General features: G+C 37.7%; 6 protein-coding genes. All 6 read left to right on the plus strand.

The annotated features are described in order from the left end of the window. Positions 1-1,199: T9SS type A sorting domain-containing protein (locus tag ACK4HO_RS09455; RefSeq protein WP_409665202.1), on the plus strand; the 1,199-nt coding region annotated here is incomplete at its 5' end. A 277-nt stretch (positions 1,200-1,476) separates the two neighbouring features. Further along, positions 1,477-7,731 (plus strand): beta strand repeat-containing protein, encoded by a 6,255-nt coding sequence (locus tag ACK4HO_RS09460; RefSeq protein WP_409665203.1) that lies wholly within the window; start codon positions 1,477-1,479, stop codon positions 7,729-7,731. Positions 7,732-7,751: 20 nt separating this feature from the next. Beyond that, a complete protein-coding gene (locus tag ACK4HO_RS09465; RefSeq protein ID WP_409665205.1) occupies positions 7,752-10,826 on the plus strand; it encodes a T9SS type A sorting domain-containing protein in 3,075 nt (1,024 codons plus the stop codon). A 194-nt stretch (positions 10,827-11,020) separates the two neighbouring features. Then, positions 11,021-12,613 carry a helix-turn-helix domain-containing protein gene (locus ACK4HO_RS09470; protein ID WP_409665207.1) on the plus strand — a complete coding sequence of 531 codons (1,593 nt, stop codon included), beginning with the start codon at positions 11,021-11,023 and terminating at the stop codon, positions 12,611-12,613. Position 12,614: 1 nt separating this feature from the next. Next, complete coding sequence (locus ACK4HO_RS09475) at positions 12,615-13,772, plus strand: tetratricopeptide repeat protein (protein ID WP_409665209.1); 1,158 nt, start codon at positions 12,615-12,617, stop codon at positions 13,770-13,772. A gap of 518 nt (positions 13,773-14,290) precedes the next feature. Continuing rightward, positions 14,291-23,059, plus strand: a complete 8,769-nt coding sequence (locus ACK4HO_RS09480) for a choice-of-anchor J domain-containing protein (RefSeq protein WP_409665210.1) — start codon at positions 14,291-14,293, stop codon at positions 23,057-23,059. Positions 23,060-23,125: the final 66 nt, after the last annotated feature.

The following is a 23,125-nucleotide window of genomic DNA, read 5'->3' on the forward strand; positions in this document are numbered from 1 at the left end:
CCATTACACCAAGTACTTCAAATACCACTACCGCTTCGGCTTGTGATACTTATACATGGTCGGTAAACGGAGCAACTTATACGGCTTCGGGCACTTATACTTCGGTAGTAGATTGTCATACCGAAACTTTGAATTTAACCATTACACCAAGTACTTCAAATACCACTACCGCTTCGGCTTGTGATACTTATACATGGTCGGTAAACGGAGCAACTTATACGGCTTCGGGCACTTATACTTCGGTAGTAGATTGTCATACCGAAACTTTGAATTTAACCATTACACCAAGTACTTCAAATACCACTACCGCTTCGGCTTGTGATACTTATACATGGTCGGTAAACGGAGCAACTTATACGGCTTCGGGCACTTATACTTCGGTAGTAGATTGTCATACTGAAACTTTGAATTTGACTATTACACCAAGCACTTCAAATACCACTACAGCTTCCGCTTGTGACACTTATACATGGTCGGTAAACGGAGCGACTTATACGGCTTCGGGTACTTATACTTCGGTAGTAGATTGTCATACAGAAACTTTGAATTTGACTATCACGCCAAGTACTTCAAATACCACTACGGCTTCGGCTTGTGACACTTATACCTGGTCGGTAAACGGAGCGACTTATACGGCTTCGGGCACTTATACTTCGTTAGTAGATTGTCATACAGAAACTTTGAATTTAACTATCAACTCAGCGGCAACTCCGACAGGTTCTTCAACTCAAACAGTATCGGTTAATGATTTAAACGAGGCTACTTTGGAGGATTTAGTGGTGAGTCCGACAACCGTAATTTGGTATGCCTCTTTGGCTGATGCTCAGAATCAAGTGAATCCTTTAGCTGTTACAACAGTATTAACAGATGGTGCAACTTATTATGCGGTTAATGTTTCTTCGGGATGCCCGAGTTTGCCTTTTGCAGTTACAGTTACAGTGGCCTTAGGTGTTAATGGATTTGATGATGCCAACTTCATGGTTTATCCTAATCCAACTTCAGGTATGTTTAATATTAAGTACACAGAAAATATTTCAACTGTTGTTCTTATGAATGTATTAGGACAGGTTATTTTAGAAGAAAAACCTAACTTTGAAGAAGTGACAATAGATTTATCATCATTACCGTCAGCAACTTACTTTGTAAAAGTAGAATCAAACGGTAAAGTTAAGGTTGTAAAAGTGATTAAAAAGGATTAGTACTTATTTCAATTTGGGTTTTGAAATAAATGAAAGAAAACCACTAACATTGTTAGTGGTTTTTTTATGGTTTGAAGTCTGAAAAAGTGTTTAAAACCTAATTTGAACGTTACTGATTTTAACATTTATTTTTTTTGATTTTCCTTTATTTACAGGGCTTTAGAGCATCAAATGACTTTTAAAATTCATTAAATTAGAAAGGCTACTTTTTTTTTGTATGGGTATAAATAATAGTTTTACTTCCACAACAACAATTTATTAACCAATTCAAATAATTATGTTTATCAATTACTTTTTGAAAAGTTCTTTGTCGCATTCTTCGTCTTCTGATGGGAATCACATTGGACAAAAACCAAAATCATTTGGTTTTGCATGGTTGGTTTTGATGCTACTGTTTGCCGCAACCGGTATACAAGCACAAACGACCATTATCAATCCGGCTACGGACGGAGGGTTTAATCTCGGCAGTTCTTTTGCTGCTAATGGTTGGACTGTTGCCAATGAAGGCGTTAGTCCTGTAAAATGGGCAGTTGGATCAGCTGCTTCCGGGTTTACATCGGTGGGGACAACAACAAATGCTTCAGCAACAGTAACTTTGACGGCTGCGAATGCCTTAATAGCTCCCGGCCAAATCGTTTATGGTTCAGGTATTGTTGCCAATACTTTCGTTCAAAGTATTTCTGGTACTACTTTAACTTTGTCGCAAAATGCTACGGCTAGTGCTTCGGGAGTTACTTTAGGTTTCGGAATGTTTTCAGGGGGTATCAGTGTAGGTACAACTCAAACTACCAATGCTTCAGTAGCGGTTAATACCTATTCGGTTACTTTATCAGCGGCTAATCCTAATATATCAGTTGGGATGGCGATTGCTCCTGTAGCTGGTTTTATAGATGCAGGTACTTATGTAGCCAGTATTAATGGAACTGCATTGGGATTATCAAAAGCTTCATTGAACGGATCAGTGCTTACTGCCCAAACAATGGTTTTTAGTGCAACTTCTTCTGCTATTACAGGCAATGCTGCCTATATATCGAATGATAATGGATTTACAAATTCATATTCAGGTTATCCAACCAACAGAACGGTATATTTTTATAAGGATATTACAACCATTCCATCTGCTGAAAAAGCGATGACATTGACATTTGATGTTAAATGTCCTCCAAGTTTTGGTGGAGGATGGCAAGTATGGGTAGCTCCAATTTCACAAACAGTGGTTGGTACAGATACCCAGGTTACTTCACCAAACACTTATGGTGTAAATTGGCCTGGTGCTACATTGATTTCTTTCAACCCTAACCAACAAGTAGCTACTACTAAAACAACAGCATTTATTCCTAAATCTTTTGCGGGAACTCCTTTCCGTTTGATTTTTGTTTGGACTAATAGTACTTCGGCAGGAACACTTCCTCCGGTAGCTATTGATAATATTTCTTTGGTTTCAAGAGTGCCTGAAGAAATTACTTGTGCACAATCAGGACTTTGGTCACAAACTACAACTTGGGATGGTGGTAAAGTACCAACACCTGCAGACGTTGTAGTCCTTGACGGAACCGAAACCGTTATGATTGACTCAAGATATTCTGGAGCTGAGGATTTGATTATTGCCGGTAATAATGCATTAGTGCAGTTTGCTGTAGGTAATATTATTGATGATTTTACAATTGCTAATGATTTACTGATTCAAGGAAGTGGTGCCAGATATAATGGTCATGATGGTGGAACTAATGGTAAAAACACAAAAGTTGGGCATGATGTATATGTTGGGGCTTCTGGGTGTAGATTAGATATTTCAACCAATAGTACTTCTATAAATAATGGAGCATTAACTTTAAATGGTTCAACTCTTCAAACCGTAACTGTTGAGGCAGGTGGTTTTATTGGAGGTAGTGCTACAGGAATAAACGGTTTTGGAAACCGTGCTCGTGTATTAAATCAATTGTTTGTTGCAAATACATCTACAGCTTCTCCAAATGTTATTTTTAATGCAAGCGCTATAATTAACGGTCGTTTGGAAATAACATCAGGTAGAATAAGCGTTTCTGCAGGTCAGAGATTGACCATTGGAAATTTTGGACAAACCGGAAATGTTTTTGTTAATCCTGGATCTGGTTTTACAGACGGGACAGTGTCAAGATATATACAGAGTGCCAATACTTATAACATACAGACTGGTACAGAATATCCAGGAACAAATAATAATGCTAGACCATACTGGTATCCGTTTATTAGTGGTGCTAATATGGATAGAACTCTGTATTTATTGCCTGATGCTAGTCCGACAGTTGCCGGTGAAGTAGCAGTAACTTATACTGATTCAAATGTTGTTACTAACAGTTTGTCTATTGCTGACGGTGCTTATACCATTAATAGCAGATATGGAGGAAATTGGTCTTTCAGCACACCTGAAACTGGAGTAATTGCTCCATCAATTGTTCATACAAATGCATCGGGAACTTATAGAGCAATGGTATATGCCAATGGAGCTTATGAAGCTACAAATGGTTCTTCACGATTAATGAATTTGAATGCAGCTCTACCAGGTACACATCAAGAAGGAACAGCGCAACCATTTGTAATAAGAAATGGTTTAACGTTGGCTAACCTAACTGCAGCTCCTGTTTACGTAGGAGTTAACGATGGTTCGAAAATAAATACAGCTACAGCGATTACTTCTGCTGCTTCAGGTTCTTGGGGTTCTACCGGAACTTGGGTTGGTGGTGTAGTACCTACCTGTACTAACAATGTTGTTATTGCTTCAGGACATACGGTTACTGTGACTGCTACAGCTAATGCTGAAGGAGTAGTTATTAATGCCGGCGGTACTTTAGTAAATAATGGTGCTGTTATGACTGTAGGTTGTACTAATAACAATGCAGCGTTTTATAACTATGGAACACATACTATGACTTCGGGAACTCTGAAGGTAAATGGTTTTGTGGCATATAAAGGTAATAGTTTCTTTAACCAATCAGGTGGAGAAATCATCATTGACTCTAATGACAACGGTAATGCCGCGACTTCAGTTGCATTTGGCGGTTCTTCATGCAAAATTGAAACCGATAAGTTAGCGTTAACAGGTGGTACAATTACGATTGTTGACCCCCTTGTAAATGAAAGTACTCCAATTGCTGTTACCTCTGCAGTAAGTGTTGATGTGGTAACTTCTGCATCTGGGACTTTTGACTGGAATACAACAGGCGCTACAGCGGCGGCTTCTACCACAGTCGTTATGGCTAATCCAAATTTCTTTTATGTAGGGCAAACTATTTCAGGAACAGGTATTGCTCCGGGCACTACAGTTACTGTTGTTACTCCGGGTAATATTGGATTTACTCCACCAACCACCCTAACATTGAGCGCTCCGACAACAGCTGCAATTCCTACTGGAACTATGTTAACGTTCTCAGCAATGCAAAATGGTTCTAGTTCTGTAATTGTTGCTCCTAATGCAAATAATCCTTTATTATCTGTTGGTTCAGCTATTACTGGTTCCGGTATTCAGCCTGGTACTACTATTGTTTCTCTAGTTATTGCAGGTTTTGATGCTGCTAATTCTAATATAAAAATTAATTTATCACAACCTATTTCGGGTTTACCAACTTCTCCTGCGACTTCTGCGGTGACATTATCTACGCCAGCATTGACTGTAGGTGGTAGTAGTGTTATTTTACCTGCTGCTAATTCTAGTTTATTTATTGGTATGCCCGTATCTGGAACAGGACTTTTAACTGGTACAGTTATAACAGATGTTCAAGGTGCGAAAATCTCCTTTTCAAATCCTATTCAACCAGGAGTTCCAACCCCAATGGTGTTTAATGCTTATCCATTTAATACTACATCAAGCGGTTCATTTATTTATTCACACCCAAATCATTATGCTGCAGGATTGAATCACACGTTACAAATTGGTGATGGTCTTTCAACTCAAAAACCAGCGGTGACGACTAACGGTTTCAACTGTCAATTCCAAGGATTTAGCACAGGATTATTTTCTCTTGGAAACCTTACGGTTAATGCTCCTGACGGCGCAAATAGATTCATGACCAGCAGTAGTAATAACTTGAACAATAATTACTACATGAATGTTCAGAATAACTTCACGATTACTTCGGGTAGTGCTTTCAGAAGAACATTAACTAATACTAGTATTTATGTTGGAGGTAATATTGTGAATAACGGTACCATGAATTTACAATGGAATTCAGGTGGTTTATACCTTGGAAACAGAATCAATGGTGTTGAAGTACCAACGTCACTTCCACAAACTATTTCAGGTTCGGGTACTTTCTATGCTAACCAATGGGCACTTACCGGGAAACTTGTTCCGGATATGTCTGTTGCTTCTTTTGCAATTAATAATACAAACCCTGCCGGAGTTACGCTGAGTGTGCCTAATTTTAGAGCATCAACGATTACTTTGACCAACGGAATACTTCATACTTCTGCAGCTTATCCTATTTATTTGAATTATCCAGACGTTATGGACGCTACTCTAAACGGTGGTACATATCCAACTGGAAGTGCTACAGCTTATATAGATGGTCCGGCGGTTCATTCTAATAAGTTTGATTCTACAACAGCTCAATATAGATCATTCCCTGTAGGTAAAAATGGTAAATTCCTTCCAATTTCAATTGCCTCTTCAGGTGGTGTTGAATTAATGGTTGAGGCTTTTGATACTAATTCAGGTACAGTAAATCCAGCTATTGGTTCAAACTTAAGCGCTACAAGATGGGCAGTTACTAGAGTTGGTAGTGCAGGTACCTTTACAGGATACAATGTTAGAATGGGAGCTCTTCCTAATATTAATGTTAATGCTTCCAATGTTATTGTTCAGTCAGCTACTGCCAACGGAACTTATGATGTAGTAGCTACACCGGCTTCTGCTATCACTTTTACAGCTGGAACGCCTAATACTATTAATTTAACTACTGCTCAAACAGGTGGTATGTTAGGTAATTTTGCTTATTCTGATGGTGTTGCTTGTACCGGTACTCCGGCTCCGGGAGCGACAATCGCTTCTTCTGCTACAGCTTGTTCAGGACAACCAATTACCTTAAGTTTAACTACTCCTACAACAGGAGCAGGTGTAACTTACCAATGGCAAAGTTCTACCAATGGTGGTACAACATGGACAAACGTTTCAGGAGCTACAGCTGCTACTTATGTAGCTACTCCTGCTGTTGATACTTCTTACAGATGTAATGTAACTTGTTCTTCAAGTACAGGTACTTCAACTCCGGTTGCTGTAGCTGTAACGCAATCAGTTGCTACTGGAACAGGGGATACCATTTGTGTGAGTGGAATGGCTAATTTAACTACCTCAGGTAGTTCAATCTTAAATTGGTATGATGCACCGACAGGTGGAAATTTAGTAGCAACAGGAACTGCTTACAGTCCTAATGTAAATACTACAACTACTTATTATGTGTCTTCAGCTTCAGCTTCATCGGCTTCAGTTAATACAGCTGCATGGGGAGGAACTACAGCTTCAACAGCTTTATTTAAAGGTATCGCTTTTGATGCAACTAATAAATTAAAATTAAAAACAGTTACGGTTTATCCTAAAAATACAGCTGCTCGTACATCAATCATCATTACTTTATTCGATGCTACCGGTAATGTGGTTGCAGGAACAACTCCGGTAATTTTTGTACCTACTCTAAACACAGGTACTATTGGTACTGTTTCTCAAGTAGTAACACTTGATTACAATATTCCAGCAGGAACAGGGTATAGATTAGTGGCTACTTATGGTTTGGCTTCAACAACTAATACTTTAGGGAATAGTACAGGTGCTATCACTTATCCAACTTCGGGTTCGCTTGTGTTAAGAGGTAATGTATCTGCACTTAATGATGCAATTGTCACTACAGCTAATACGACTAACTGTTTCCATAATTTAACTTATGATGAAATTTGTGAGTCTACTACAAGAACTCCTGTAATTGCTACAGTAGGTTGTACTAAAAACTTGAAATTATTCATCGAAGGATATTATATCGGTGGTGGTGCAATGACTGCTGTAAAAGCTAATGAAGGTGTTGGTACAAGTACTACAGATGTTGATGATGTTACGGTAGAATTAAGAGACGCTTCAACTTATGCGGTGGTATCTTCTACAACTGCGGTATTAAAAACTGATGGAACTGTTGCTGCTCAATTAGTAGCTCCTGCTGGAAATTATTTCATTGCAGTAAAACACAGAAATGCAATTCAAACATGGAGTGCTGCTGCCGAGGCTTTTGGTACTTCTACTGCTACTTATGATTTCTCTACTGCGGCTAACAAAGCTTATGGTAGTAATATGAAAAACTTAGGTTCTGGAGTGTTTGGATTCTATTCTGGAGATATCAATCAGGATGAAAGTATTGATGTGGGAGATTTCCCTGCTTTATTTAGTGATAATGACAACTTTATTTCTGGATATTTTAATACAGACTTAAACGGAGACGGAACGGTTGACGTTGGTGATTTCCCAATATTATTCCTGAATTCAGATAATTTTATCTTTTCTAATCACCCATAATTAATTTAAATTCAAAAGAAATGAAAATTATAAAAAATAATTTAGGCAAGAGCTTATTGCTTCTTTGCTTAATGATGATTTCCTTAACAGGATTTTCTCAAGTTGCCGGGACTCACTTTACAGTGAGTCTGGCAAACGTAACTTCCACTTCCACGACTATGGAATTTGATGTTATGCTTACGGTAGATGGAACAGGAGCTGCTGCTACTGGTGTTAAATTGTCTGCTATGTCAGCAGGGATTAATTACAATACAGCTATTGTAAATGGTGGTACAGTTTCTTGTGCCTATATTGGCGGAAAAAGTGCTGCAATTGCAGGATTGATCAATGCGGCTTCACCAAGCACCGTTACGGCAGGGCATATCAGAATTACGGCTTCTCCCTTAACAATAGATACTGCATTTGATGTTGTTAACGGAACGTATACTTTTGGTAGATACCGACTGACAAATACAGCGAGTTGGACTCAGAATTCTAATGCTCAATTGTGGTTACAACCTAATAATATCGGTAAAACCAATACGGCAGTTAATGCTTTCCCATATGGAGCAACTCTAGGAGCAGCATCATACTCATATTCAACTACTGCACCGGTAGGTACGCCTGGAGTTAGTTTAGGGTACACTCAAGCAAGTACTTTGGGCCATGATTTAAATGCTAATTGTGGTATTACAGTTCAGCCGGTTAATCCTATGGTTTGTAAACAAGTTGGTGCTACTGCTTCAATAGCTGTAACGGCTACAGGAGCTACAGGAGCTTCATACCAATGGTATACACAAACTGCTACAGGAACTACTTGGACAGCAGTAGCTAATAATGCAAATTATTCAGGAGCTACTACAGCTACTTTAAATATTACCAGAACTACTGCTTCAGTTCCTGCTGTTGGAACGAAGTATAGAGTTATTATTAATGGTGGTATTTGTACAAATGTGACTTCTGACACTGTTGTTTTACAAGAACAAACAGTTTTGTCTAAAGCCACGGCCATTACAGCAAAATCTTCAACAAATGCTACTTTATCTCCGGCAAACACAACCTGTCAAGGTAGTAGCGTAAATTTAACATTAGCTGCAGGAAGCATTGGAAACCTTCAATGGCAATCTTCTACTGATGGAATTAATTATTCAAATGTTGGAGGTGTAATTGCTCAATCGGCATTATCAGCTCTTAATCCGGCACAAACTCTAAGTTCAGGAGTATTGACTCAAGATACTTGGTTCAGAGTAGTGGCTTCTAATGGTATTTGTTCTTCAGTTAATGGAGCAGCAACTAAAATTACAGTAAGTTTACCTGCAGTTGCGGGAACAATTAGTGGAGGTGATGTTACTGTTTGTGCTTTCTCAGCTGGAGCTACAAATTTATTAGGAAGTGTTGTTCCTTTCTCTAATAGCACTACAATGTCAATCAATGGGAACAATGGTACAGTTGCTTGGCAAAAATCAACAAACTATACTACTGCTTCACCAACTTGGTCAACAGTAACTACAGGAGTTGTTGGAAATCAATTGACAGTAACTAATTTAACGGTTGATACTTGGTACAGAGTTTTAGTTTCTAACGGAGCTTGTCAAGCAACTTCAGCTGTAGTAAAAATTACAGTTAGTAAAGTAGCTAAAGCCGGAGCAGTTACTGCTACGTCAAATAGCGTTGTATCTGCAAATGTTTGTACAGGTGGAGATATCACTTTTACTTCTGCGGCTTACACAGGAACTTCAAATCAATGGGAAGTTTCAACTACGTCTTCAACATCAGGTTTCGTAGCAGTTAGCGGTGAAAATGGATTAGTATTTACTATGAACGATGTTGCTTATGCTCCACTTTCTAAATTCTATGTTAGAAATGTTGTTTACAGCGGATCTTGTACAATGGCAATAAGTGCTGTTAAAACTATCACAGTTAATCCACTTTCAGTTGCTGGTACAGTAACCGGTGGAGGGACAGTTTGTGTTGACGGTGGCGGTACATTAAAAGTTGCAGGTCAAACAGGAAAAATTCAATGGGAATATTCTACAGACGGAGTTAATTATTTAGCAGTGCCTTATTGGAAAACAGTTGCCTTTGTGCCAACATTCTTCAACCCAAATAACACTACAGCGTTTACTACGCCATCTTCTACAGGTACAGCTACTTCTTATATAGTGTCTAGCCTTGCAGTTAACACTTATTTTAGAGCAAAAATTACTAGTGGAGCATGTTCATCAGTATATACTAATGTAGTTCAATACTTGATTGGTACCAATGCAGTTGCAGGTACAATATCTGCCGCAAATTCAACTGTTTGTCCAACAACCGGAACAACATTAAGTTTGACAGGTGCAGTAGGAACAATTACATGGCAAAAATCGACTAATTGGACAGCAGCTATACCAACATGGACAGCAGTAGCAAATTCAAATGTTACTACTTTACCAACAGGAAATCTTACCGTTTCTACAGCATATAGAACTGTAGTAACGATTGGTGCTTGTTCTACAGAGACTAGTGCTATTGCAGTAGTAGCTGTAGTTGCAAAACCAGTTGCTAAGCCAGTTACTGCTAATGTAACTTCTCCAGCGGGTACTTTAGTGGCACCATTATGTACTACAGATGCATCAAAAGTATTAACAATTGGTGCAGGTTATGTAGGAGCTATCCAATGGCAAACATCAACTACTTCAACTACAACCGGATTTAGTGATATTTCTGGAGAAACAGGTACAACTTATACCATTGCCAATCCGGCAGTAGGTGCTAACTATTACAGAGCTTCATTTACTAACAGTTGTGGTACAGTTGTTTATAGTGCAGCGGTAACAGTTTATTACCAATCATGTGAAACTAGAACTGACGTGAAAGTTGTAAAAACTCCATTTGCAGTTGTAGCTTATCCAAACCCTTACAGTGAAAACTTTAGTTTGAGTTTAACTACTACAAGCGAAGAAAGTGTAAGTGTTATGGTATACGATATGACAGGAAGATTAGTTGAAAAACAAGAAGTTAGCACTGCAGCTATTGCTGAGCTACAAGTTGGAAACAGATATCCTTCCGGAATTTATAATGTAATTATTACACAAGGGTCTAAAGTTAAAACACTTCGTGTAGTAAAAAGATAGTAGAATTTCCTAAGTATTTTTTTTAATTTAAAAACCTTCTCGAATTTTCGGGAAGGTTTTTTTTTGCCATTTTATTGTGTTTTTGTGGGTTTTATGATTTATTTTAACGTTTTAAAATATTACTTTTGTCTTTATAAATCAATATATTTGCTAGTGTTGGGCGTTTAATGCTTAGCATTGCAACTTAGGAAAGCATGAATTGTCTTGCTAAAATAAACAGGTGTTTCTACTTTATTTTACTTTTTGGATTCTTCCATACAACGATTAATGCGCAAACTTTTTTAAATAAACACCACTTATCCGAAGACATTGAGGGTTTGATTAATTCTAATCCTGATCAAGCCCTTAAAATAGCTCAGTATTTATTGAGTAAAACCAATACTTCCAATAAAGAAAAAGCACGTGTCAATTTTTTGATTTCTAAAGCTTACAGGTTAAAAGGTGATTACAGCAGTGCTTTGAATTTTCTTTACGAAGAAAAGAATTACGAAGAGTATTTGAGTGAAGAGGAAAAGATAAGCATCGAAATCAATAAAGTGATTCTGTTAAGAGAATTGACTTTGGATAAACAGGCAAAAAAAGTCTTAGCCAATTTAGAAAATACCGTTGGTGAAATCACAAATGACCAGTTGAAGTTGTATTCTAAGGTTTCAATTGACATAGAAAAAGCGCAGTTTTTATTAAAAGAAGGTCAAACGGAAAAAGCCATTAATGTGCTTAAAAAGCAAGAATCTACTTTGCCTAAAATACCCAAGGACTTTAAAGAAATAAAGCTGTATTTCAATATAACCTTAGGGCAATTGTTTTTAAAAAAAACAGATTTAGAGACTTCAAAAAAATATTTTGATTCTGCTATCGCTATGATAAATGAGCAAAGTGGCGACAATCCCTATTCTAAAATTGATGCTTTGTATGGTTTGGCGAGTATATCTTTTTATAAAAAAGCGCACAAAGAGGTAATTGATTTGTCTGAAGAAGCCTTGATGTACGCCAATAGGTTAAATAATCTTTTTTTGCAAGTAAAGATTATGCAATTGCAAAGTGCCAGTTATTTGGCCTTGAATGATATTGCCAATTATAAATCGACTAATGTTAAGTTTTTTGAAGCTCAAACTGAAACTGAAGCCCAAGAACAAGAAGCCATCAACACGACTTACAATCTTATTTCTGACGAATATTCTGACGAATATGCTAAAGACAAATCAAATTACATCAATTTTTTATATGTGATATCGGCTTTGTTCTTAGTCATCATCCTGATTTGTCTTTTCTTTTGGCAAAAAATAATGCAGCGCAAAAAGGGTTTAGATGAGATTATAAGCTATATCGAAATTACAAGAAGTAATCTTTTGGAAAGTTTTAGTGTAACCGATAAAAAGCACGAGCCCAAAAAGAATGTCATCCTTAAGGAAACGGAAGAGCAAATTCTTAACAAACTCAAGAAATTTGAAAGCTCTAAACGCTTTATCAATAAAGACATTTCATTAGCAGTTTTAGCAGGTCAGCTCGACTCTAATACCAAGTACTTGTCAGAAATTATTAATACCCATTACAACGTTAATTTCAATACCTATATCAATAAATTGAGGATTAATTATATCATAGAAAAACTGAAGACAGACCCGAATTTTATCAACTATAAGATTAGTTATTTGGCCGAAAACTGCGGTTTTTCTTCTCACAGTAGTTTTGCCACAGTTTTTAAATCCATAACCGGTATTTCACCCGTTAAGTTTATAGAATTATTGAATCAAGAAAAAGAAAATACCCTTCTAGAAGAAGAATAATATGAGTGTTGGTAATATAAAATATGGATTGTACTTGTCGATTTTCAATTTATTGATGGTCTGTTCTGTCTATGCTCAAAACTCAAAAAAGATTGATAGTATTATTAAAGTTACTTCTAATGAAATTTACAATAATCCCGATATAGCGATTAAAATAGGTGGTGAAATTGTAAAAAATAATGAAGATAATATTGAGTATAGAATAAAAGGATATAAATTAATATCTGATGCCTATTCCTCTAAAAGAGACTACGAAAAATCACTGGAGTTTCTAATCAAAGCGTCTGAATTGTTAGATCAAACCAATGATAAATTGCTTAAAATTAATATCATAAACAAAACGGGTATTCAATACCATCAGTTAAAAGTTTATGATAAAGCCATGCAATATTTAGATCAGGCAGAACAACTTATTGCAGAATATCCTATCAAAGATTCTATACATGTTGAGTTGGGTAAAAATTATATGATTAGAGGCTTTATTTATAAAGAAAAGTTGAGCTGTATGATTGCAATCAATTATATAGATAAAGGTATTGCCGAGTTTAGAAAAGGAGATAAATTAGAAGTAACCAGTAAAATAAGCATAGCCCTTTACAACAAAGGAAACTGTTATTTGCTTTTGAATAAAAATAAATTGGCTTTGCAATGCTTCAATGAATCGGTTAGAATGGCCAAAGCCGTAAATGCAAAGAGTTTGGTAGCTTTCGCCTTAAAAGGTTCTGCAAAGGTATACACTTTAGAAGGAAAACACACTGAGGCAATTAAAGCATTAAATGAAGCTTTAAACTTGTCATCAGAAGTGAACGACTTAATCTTAAATCAAGAAATATACAAAGGGCTGGCCGAAAATTATCTAGCGGTTAATGATTGGGAAAAATTTACAATCAATCAGCTTAAATTTATTGAAGTCCAAAAGCTAATTAAAGATAGAGAACGTATCTCTGTCGGAGAATCATTAGGTGTTAAAGAAGTAGAATCTAAAGCCAATCGTTCCGAACTCTCGAATAAATTTTACTATTTACTCCTCGTTTTACTTCTAATTTTAACACTAATTGTTTTATTTTTCTACGTAATAATTAAACGAAAAAACAAAGAAATTGAAGCCATAAAAAGCCAAATTTATATTCTACAAAATAAGAAAGGCAAAGAGGCTTAAGACTCATTTTCACTCCTAAATTTACTCCAAATCTCCCCGTTATACTTTATAAATTCAGTAAATTATAAAGTAAAACCATTTTCCGAATCTTCCTATTTGCGTACCTTAGTGTAAGGAAACATAAAATGCGTTTAAGGACAAGGGTTTTATGCTGTAAATCAACACTTTGTTTGTTTTGTGATTTCAATAATTTTTGCTCAATTTCAGGCTTTTTTAGGTCGAAATAAGCAAAAATAGAGTTTAAATTGAGCGTGTCTTAACATCCAAAATTATCAGAAGAGTATTAAGTATAAAATTTAACATTTCAAAGTGTTTTTTGTTTCTGAAAAGATAAATTTCAAGTTCGTTTCAGTTAAAACTAATTCCGTTTTTTGGACAAAAAAAATTCAAAACGGATGCAGAATAAATTGATACAGATTTACAAAAAAGCAGAATTATTTTTTTTGATGAGCACCATTCGGAAAGAAGAAATAATTTTTAAAAAATGAAATAACATTACCAACTAAATAATTTACAAAATGCAAAAAAATTATCCCTTTTTTGAAACTAATCTTCTAGCCTTGATAAGAGGCATTTTTCAAAAAAACAGTATTAATGTTGACAGCAATGAGAATAAAACAGTTCTTTCGAGATTTACTGCGTTGTTCTTGTTGGCCATTACTAGTTTGGGTTATGGTCAAGTCGAAAATTTTAATTCAGGCATTCCGGCAACTTGGGCAATAACCAGTAATCAAACCGTTACTAATAACTGGGTTCCCAATCCAACAGCGGGATTAAACAGCACCGGATGTGCTTCAGTAAATCCGGCGTCAAACAATACGCAAGGTCAAACTGCGGAGTATTTTTTGATTTCTTCACAATTGGTTACACCAACAAATGGTGAAATCAGATTTTATGTAAAGCAAGGTAGTTTTACTAATAGAGGAACAACATTTCAATTAAGAGTATCTGTAGCCAATCAGCCTGACATCACTAGTTTTAATGTGACTTTAGCTTCATGGACAGAGGCTCAATTAAATACTGCGGCTACCACTTGGCAAGAAAAAATTGTTCCAATACCTAGTATTCCTTCCGGAATTCCGGTTTATATAGCATTGGTTGCCATAACCAATCAAACGGGAACTACCGCTACAAGTGGAGACACTATATTTGTAGATAATTTTAGAATGATTGAAAGTTGTGTTCCGGTTACCGGAATAAACACCGTTATCGCTTCTGATTCTGCTCAAATTACATGGACACATCCAACCGCTACCCAGTTTGGTATTGAAGTAGTTCCTGCTGGTGCCGGTCATGGTGCTTTAGGGACACCGGTTACGGGAACATCCTATACTGTTTCCGGGTTAACGCCTTTAACCACCTACGATGTTTATATCATAACAAACTGTGATGCTGAAACCTCCAGTTCTTGGGCAGGACCTTTTTCATTTACTACTTCTGCGATTGGTTTGACTTGTCCGACAGCGATTCAAGTGCCTTCTGATGTCACGGTAACACCTTTTGTATACAGCAATAATTTGGACCAATTTTATGATGCCAATACTTATGTTCCTTATGATAGTGATGGTTTAGCATGTACACCTGCGGGAACACCTTCTACATGGAATTTGTTTTTGGGTAATCACGCTTTTTTCTCATTCACACCATCTACTACCGGTTTGGTTAATATTTCTCAAACCGCAAATGTTATCTCAGGCGGTGGCGGTGGAAATTGTTACAATGCTTCATCAAGTCTTTTTATATTTGATGGGTGTGCAGGTGTAGGAACTTCAGCTGGATGTTTGGGTGGAGTAAGAACGGATACTAATATGCTTACAGCTGCATTTAATAATTTTTATGTTGTAGCAGGACAAACATACATTCTCTTGGTTTCTTCTCCTTATCAAAGATCCAATCCGGGAGCTGGTATTTGTTTTACATTAACCATCAGCGGCTCTACTTGTCCAGCACCAGCGGTGATTACTTATGAAAATTTGCAGCAAACCAGTATTACAGCTTCTTGGAATAATGTTCAAAACTTAGTTAGCGCTTGGGAATACATAGCACTACCTGCTACTGATGCAGCACCATCTGCGGCTCAAGCGGGAACACCAACCAATACTAATATTGAAAATCCGGTTACAGGTTTAACTCCGGGAACTGATTATAATTTATATGTTCGCTCAGTTTGTGGTGGTATTCCGGGGCCATGGAGTGCGCCAATGCCTTTTACAACACAATGTAATCCATTGTCATTACCGTATTACACAGGATTTACAGGAACATCAGCAACCAATCCGGAGCCGTGTTGGACAGTATTGAATTTAAATAATGATCCTTATAGATTTACTTTTGGTAATAACGCCTTCTCAGAGCCTTGTGCTCGATTGCGAACTGGAGATGTAGATCCTAATGATATGTTAATTACACCACAATTTGTTTTTGATGGTGTTACCCAAAAAAGACTTAGATTTAAGTATAATGTTTACGGAAACTGGGGTCTTATTGTTGACAATCCACCGGGAGGACCAGGTTCTTTCGAAGTACTACTCTCTACCACAGGCGTAGGCGAAGATGACTTTACTACGGTATTAGTGCCTTTAGCTTCTTATGTTACGCAATATAATTTTATAGAAATGATTGTTCCTATTCCGGCTAATATTGTTGGGAATATTAATATCGCATGGAAATTACCTCCTGGCGCTGTTCAAACCGGGATTCAATTTTATATAGATGATGTTTATATTGAAGATATGCCGGCTTGTTCTGAGCCACTTTATCCGGTTATTACTCCGGGTACCATTACTACAACTTCATTAGAATTGTCATGGACCAATGGTTATAACAATACCCAATGGCAGATTTCAGTTCAACCTGAGGGTACCGGAACACCAATAGCTAACTTTTTGGTTAATACAAATCCGTACACTATTACCGGATTAACTCCGGGGACAAGATATGAGATTTATGTTAGGGCTTATTGTAATGCGACAGAGCAAAGTATATGGGCAGGACCTATTTTCTTCCATACTTTGTGTGACCCACAACCGGTTCCCTATTATGAAAGTTTAAATGATAGTGATCCAAATACTAAAAAATTCTGTTGGTCAACCAGAAATATCGGAGATGACAATACAGAATGGTTTATCAATGAGAATGATGCTACTATTGGTCAAGCCCCATCCTTTTTTACTCCCTTTGGAGGATTTGATGATTGGTTAGTAAGTGGTCCTGTTAATGCAGTTGGTCTCAAAAGATTGCGTTTCAATTATAGAGCAGTAGTTGGAATTTTTCAACCTGCGCCTAGAGGTAATTTTGAAGTCTTGATGTCTACCACGCCTGATTTCAGTACTTATACAACCATTATACCTTCGTTTGATTTTACTAATACGGGGTATGAAGAATACACAACATTATTTACCGGTACCGGAGTAGTTTACATTGCTTTCAGAGTACCGCCTACTATGGATAATCCTGCCAATTCTGGAATCATGTTTATTAACGATGTTACCATAGATGATGCACCGGCTTGTCCGTCACCAACCGATTTAACAGCTACTAACCCTACAACTAACGGAATTACTTTAGGTTGGAACGTGGGTTATCTTGAAACGGCTTGGGAAGTAACTATTCAAGAACAAGGAAGTGGAATCCCAACAGGCAATGGAGTTAACGTACCAACTACACCTTCTTATACAGCAGGTGGTTTACAACCAAATACTGCTTATGAATATTATGTAAGAGCGGTTTGTGACGCCAATACAAAAAGTGAATGGATTGGTCCTTTCCTTTTCAGAACAGATTGTGTGGTATATCCATCACCTTTTATTGAAACATTTGAACCAACATCAGATACTAAATCATGTTGGAAAATTATAGATGGAAATGTTAATGGTAACACTTGGTCATTAAATTCTACTGTACAGCCTATCTTCGGTGAAATGATGGCTGCTATGTTTACCGGAACTAACGGAAATAATAACGATTGGTTGATTTCTCCAACCATTACCGTTCAACCTAACCAAAGATTGCGTTTTTACTACAAAGTATATGATGAATTCTTTGAAGAAGATTTAAAAATAAAGATTTCAACAAATGGATCAGACATCAGTCAATTTACCACAACGCTATACGAGAATAGTTTGTCGGCAGATACTGATGCAACCGGAGTAGTCGAAGGTTCCAATACAGTTACTCTAGCCTCTGCTGCAGATGCCGCAAGAGTAAGACCGGGTGATTTTATTTACATACCGAATTTTCCATTCCCTTACCCAACTTATGTTGCCTCAGTGGCAGGTAATGTAATAACTATGACCACCAATGCAACTATTACTCAATCAGGGGTTCAGAATGTTCAGTTTGAACATGAAGCAATCAATAATGAGGAAGTCAAAGAAATGGTTATTAATCTTACTGATATCACGGCACCAACCAATATAAACTTTGGGTTTTACATTCCGTTCTTCCCACCAAATCCATGGGCATATCGCAGTCAGTTATTATTTATAGATAATTTTATAATTGAAGATATTCCGGCTTGTCCTTCGGTAACTAATGTGACTACTTCTGATATCCTTGACGTTTCTGCAGTTATCGATTGGGATGTTGTTGGTACAGAAACCTCATGGGAAGTTTCAGTGCAACCTTACGGAACACCGGCACCGGTTGGAGCAACCCTACCGGCTTATCTTCATACAACCAATTCACATCCATATACCATAACAGGATTGACGCCATCAACGCTTTATCAGTATTATGTAAGAGCGGTTTGTAGTTTCAGTTCTCAAAGCGAATGGGTGGGGCCATTCGAGATTTTAACCAAATGTGATTATGTCAATGTTTGTCAGTACACAATTTCGCTAACCAGTGGATCAACAGGTCAAGTGGCACAACAAATCAATGTAGTACAAAATGGAGGAGTGGTACAAGCGCTTGAATTCCCAGGGTTTGGTCAACCGGCTACTTTAGATTATACAGTTTTCTTGTGTAGTGGAGTGGAGTTCTCCCTTTATTGGTTAGGATTGGGTAGTGGTGTACAATATTCACAAGCGCAAATCGTTATCAGAGATGAGTCAAATAATGTAGTTTGGACCAGTCCATTAGGATTGGGTACAGTCAATACCAATTTATTTACCGGAGTTGCTACTTGCGGAGTTGTAACTTGTCCGCAGCCAACCAATTTAGCTGTCAACAATCAAGGAACACTTTCTTGGACACCGGGAGGAACCGAGACCCAATGGGAAGTTTTTGTACAACCGTATCAAAACGGAACTATACCACAATCAGGAACCATCGTAAGCACACCATCATATACTCCTTCTGCTTCTGATTTTACAGATGCAACAGCAAGTACTTACGAATTTTTAGTTCGTGCCGTTTGTGGGCCAAATGACAAAAGTTATTGGTCGGGACCACAAGAATTTATTAGAAATGACGAACCAGCCAATGCTATTCATTTAGGAGTAAATGGAAACGAAACATGTAATGTTTATGGAGCCAACGCATCATTTTTAGGAGCTACAGTTTCAACAGAACCAACAATTTGTGAAGGCGTGAACGGAGGTGATGTTTGGTTCGATTTTGTGGCGACTTCAAAAGTACATTACATCGAAATCAAAGATTTAGCGCCGGGAAGTTATTACACTTCGTCTTATGAAGGTAATTTTCCTAGAATTATCATTTCATTATACCGTCAAATGCCGGACAACTCTTTGGTTGAATTAGGATGTAGTGATAATAATTCATTCACCGCTATTTATTCTTCAGAACTAGTTGTTGGAGACACTTATAAAATCAGAATAAAATTAAACAGTTATATCCCTAACCAAAAAACTTTCTCAGTTTGTGTTACTACACCAAACAACATGTGCGACATTAATGCCTTTAATTACAGTTTTGAAAAGCCACCGATGCAAGGGGTTACAGGAATTTCAAGTATTATTACTTCTGTAGTGGTGCCGGGATGGAGAACCAATACTGATTGGGGAACCATATTTTTACAAGAAGAGTTAAATACAATTGGTTCATATCCTACTTATGAAGGAGGACAAATGGTTCAAATAACGGCCGATGGGGTTGACAATTGGAATCCAAATGATCCAAACATAAAAGGATTATACAAAGACTTTGATACCTCAGAATTAACTGAAGTAGATTATAGTTTTGCCAGTGCAACAAGAACGAACGGTTCAACGCTTCAATTATACGCCGGGCCTCCGTCAGGACCATTTACTTTGATTGCAGCTGATTTTGCTAACGAGACCAACTGGGAATTGGTAACCGGTACATATGTTGTTCCGGTTGGTCAGCCTAAAACGAGATTTATTTTCAGACCGGAAGGCAATGAAATCGGCCATCTTATAGATGCTGCAAATTTCAAAGCGCCTGTTGATATTCTTACTGATGAGACGCTTACTTTAGATTGTGATGCTACATCGACTACTTTAGAAGCCAGAGGAGTTGGTCATTGGGAGGCTGATGTTGACAATCCGGTTGTAGCTTCTATTGATACGCCAAACAATACTACTACAAATATTACGGGCATTACCAGTCCGGGAACATATGTTTTCTATTGGAAAACCCGTTATTGTGAAAAATCGGTTACCATTACCAAACAAGGAACGAATGAAGCTACCCAAGTAGTTAGTCCGGTTGTGTATTGTGTTAACGATGTTGCAACACCTTTAACAGCTACTGTTAACTCAGGATACACAGTAAATTGGTACACTCAAGCTATCGGAGGAGCAGGTTCTACTATCGCTCCTACACCAAGTACTACAACTGCAGGAAACGCTCAATTGTTCTATGCAGCAGCAGTAGATACTAACGGATGTGAAGGGCCACGTGCTCAAATTGCAGTGCAAGTGAATGATTTGCCAACAGCTACGATTTCAGGTACAACTACAATTTGTGAAGGTTCAACAACAACAATTACCTTTAATGGTACTCCGGATGCAATAGTAACTTATACCGTAAATGGAGGTTCAAACCAAACAATTACTTTAGATAATACCGGTGGTGCCACATTAACAACATCTGCCTTAACTGCTAACGTAAGTTATGATTTAGTTAGTGTGCTTTCTACAGGAACTAACCCATGTAGTCAAGCGCAAACCGGTAATGCTTTGATAACCATCGAAGCGTTGCCAACCGTTACAATCTCAGGAACAACAGCAATTTGTGAAGGAACAACCGCAACGATTACATTTAATGGAACTGCAAATGCAATAGTAACTTATACTGTTGACGGCGGAGCCAATCAAACAATAGTCTTGAATGCTTCAGGAACTGCAACAGTTACTACTCCGGTACTGACTGCTAATAGCACTTATAGTTTAGTAAACGTTACAGCTTCAGGAACTTTGGCTTGTAGCCAAGCACAAACCGGTTCGGCTATTATTAGCATCAATGCTTTACCAAATGCTGCTATTTCCGGTTCTACGTCTATCTGTTCCGGCGCCACTGCAGTAATCACCTTTAGTGGTACGCCAAATGCTATAGTAACTTTCACCGTTGACGGTGGTGCCAACCAAACCATTACTCTAGATGGTTCAGGAAATGCAACCCTTACAACACCAGCATTGTCCACAAATAGTACTTATACCCTAGTAAGTGTGGCTTCGGGAACATCAACTTGTAGTCAGTCCGTATCGGGTTCTGCTACAATTACCGTTGGTGCCTTACCAACAGCTACCATTTCAGGAACGGTTACTGTTTGTCAAAATGCTGCTAATCCAACTATTACATTTACAGGTGCCAATGGTGCCGAACCTTATACCTTCACCTATACTATCAATGGTGGGGCAAACCAAACTTCAACAACAACAACCGGGAACAGCGTTTCTATCAGTGTGCCAACCGCAACTGTCGGAGTATTTACTTATGACTTAGTAAGTGTTTCAAGCGCCGGATTAACGTCATGTTCTCAAACACAATCAGGTTCAGCTGTAGTAACAGTTGATGCTTTACCAACAGCAACGATTTCGGGAACCACGACAATTTGTACCGGGTCAACAGCTGTGATTACATTTAACGGAACGCCAAATGCTACTGTAACTTATACTGTAAATGGCGGAGCGAACCAAACGATAGTTTTAAATGCATCCGGTACAGCGTCAATTACTACTACGGCTTTGACCGCAACTACAACTTATACTCTTGTTAGTGTAATGGCATCAGGAACGGCTTCGTGTAGTCAAAATGTTTCGGGTTCTGCCGTGGTCACAGTGGTCGCTTTACCAACCGCTACTATTTCGGGCACAACAACTGTTTGTCAAGATACGACTGGTCCAAGTATTACATTTACTGGTGCCAATGGAGCTCAACCATATACATTCACGTATAATATTAATGGCGGAGCAACACAAACTGTGTCAACAACAACCGGAAATAGTGTTTCTGTTAGTGCACCAACAGCAACGTTTGGAACATTCACTTACCAATTGTTAAGTGTTTCAAGTGCCACATTGTCTTCTTGTTCTCAAGTACAAACCGGTACAGCTGTAGTGACTGTCGAGGCATTGCCAACGGCAACAATTAGCGGAACAACAACAATTTGTACTGAATCAACTGCTACTGTAACATTCAATGGTACACCAAATGCTACTGTAACCTATACTGTAAATGGCGGAGCAAATGAAACGATAGTACTTGATGCTTCGGGTACTGCTTCGATTACAACATCTACATTAACCACAACAACAACTTATACTTTAGTTAGTGTAACTGCATCAGGAACTAATGCTTGTACTCAGACCATTTCCGGTTCTGCTATCATCACTATTACACCTGAGTTAATTTTTGTGATTGATGATTCTTGTCAAAACAGTATGTTGACGTTAAGTATAGTCGATGCCAACTTTAATACCGATGCAGCAGGTTATACTTGGACGTATGGAACAACTACTGTTGGAACAAATGACTCTCTCAATGTAGAAGAATTTATGGCTCAAAACCCAAGTTTGGTTTTACCATTAACATTCACGGTTTCAATTGGATTAAATGGCTGTGATACTGAGCAAAGTTTCACTGTAGAAAATAATCCGTGTCAAGTTATACCGAGAGGTATTTCGCCTAACAATGACCAACTGAACGATACTTTTGATCTAACAGGTTATGGGGTAAAAGACATTATCATTTTCAACCGTTACGGAACAAAAGTGTTCTCTTTCTCAGGAAACTATACTAACCAATGGAAAGGACAATCTGACGGTGGTGATGAATTGCCGGATGGAACCTATTTCTACAGCATTCATACCAATGAAGGTGCTAATAAAACCGGTTGGGTATATATAAACAGACAGTATTAATCAAATAAGTATAAACAGTTTGTTTGTGTTTTACCAACAAACTATTATTAAATAAAATGACACACC

Source organism: Flavobacterium sp. (genome assembly GCF_046296355.1).
Lineage (GTDB): Bacteria > Bacteroidota > Bacteroidia > Flavobacteriales > Flavobacteriaceae > Flavobacterium.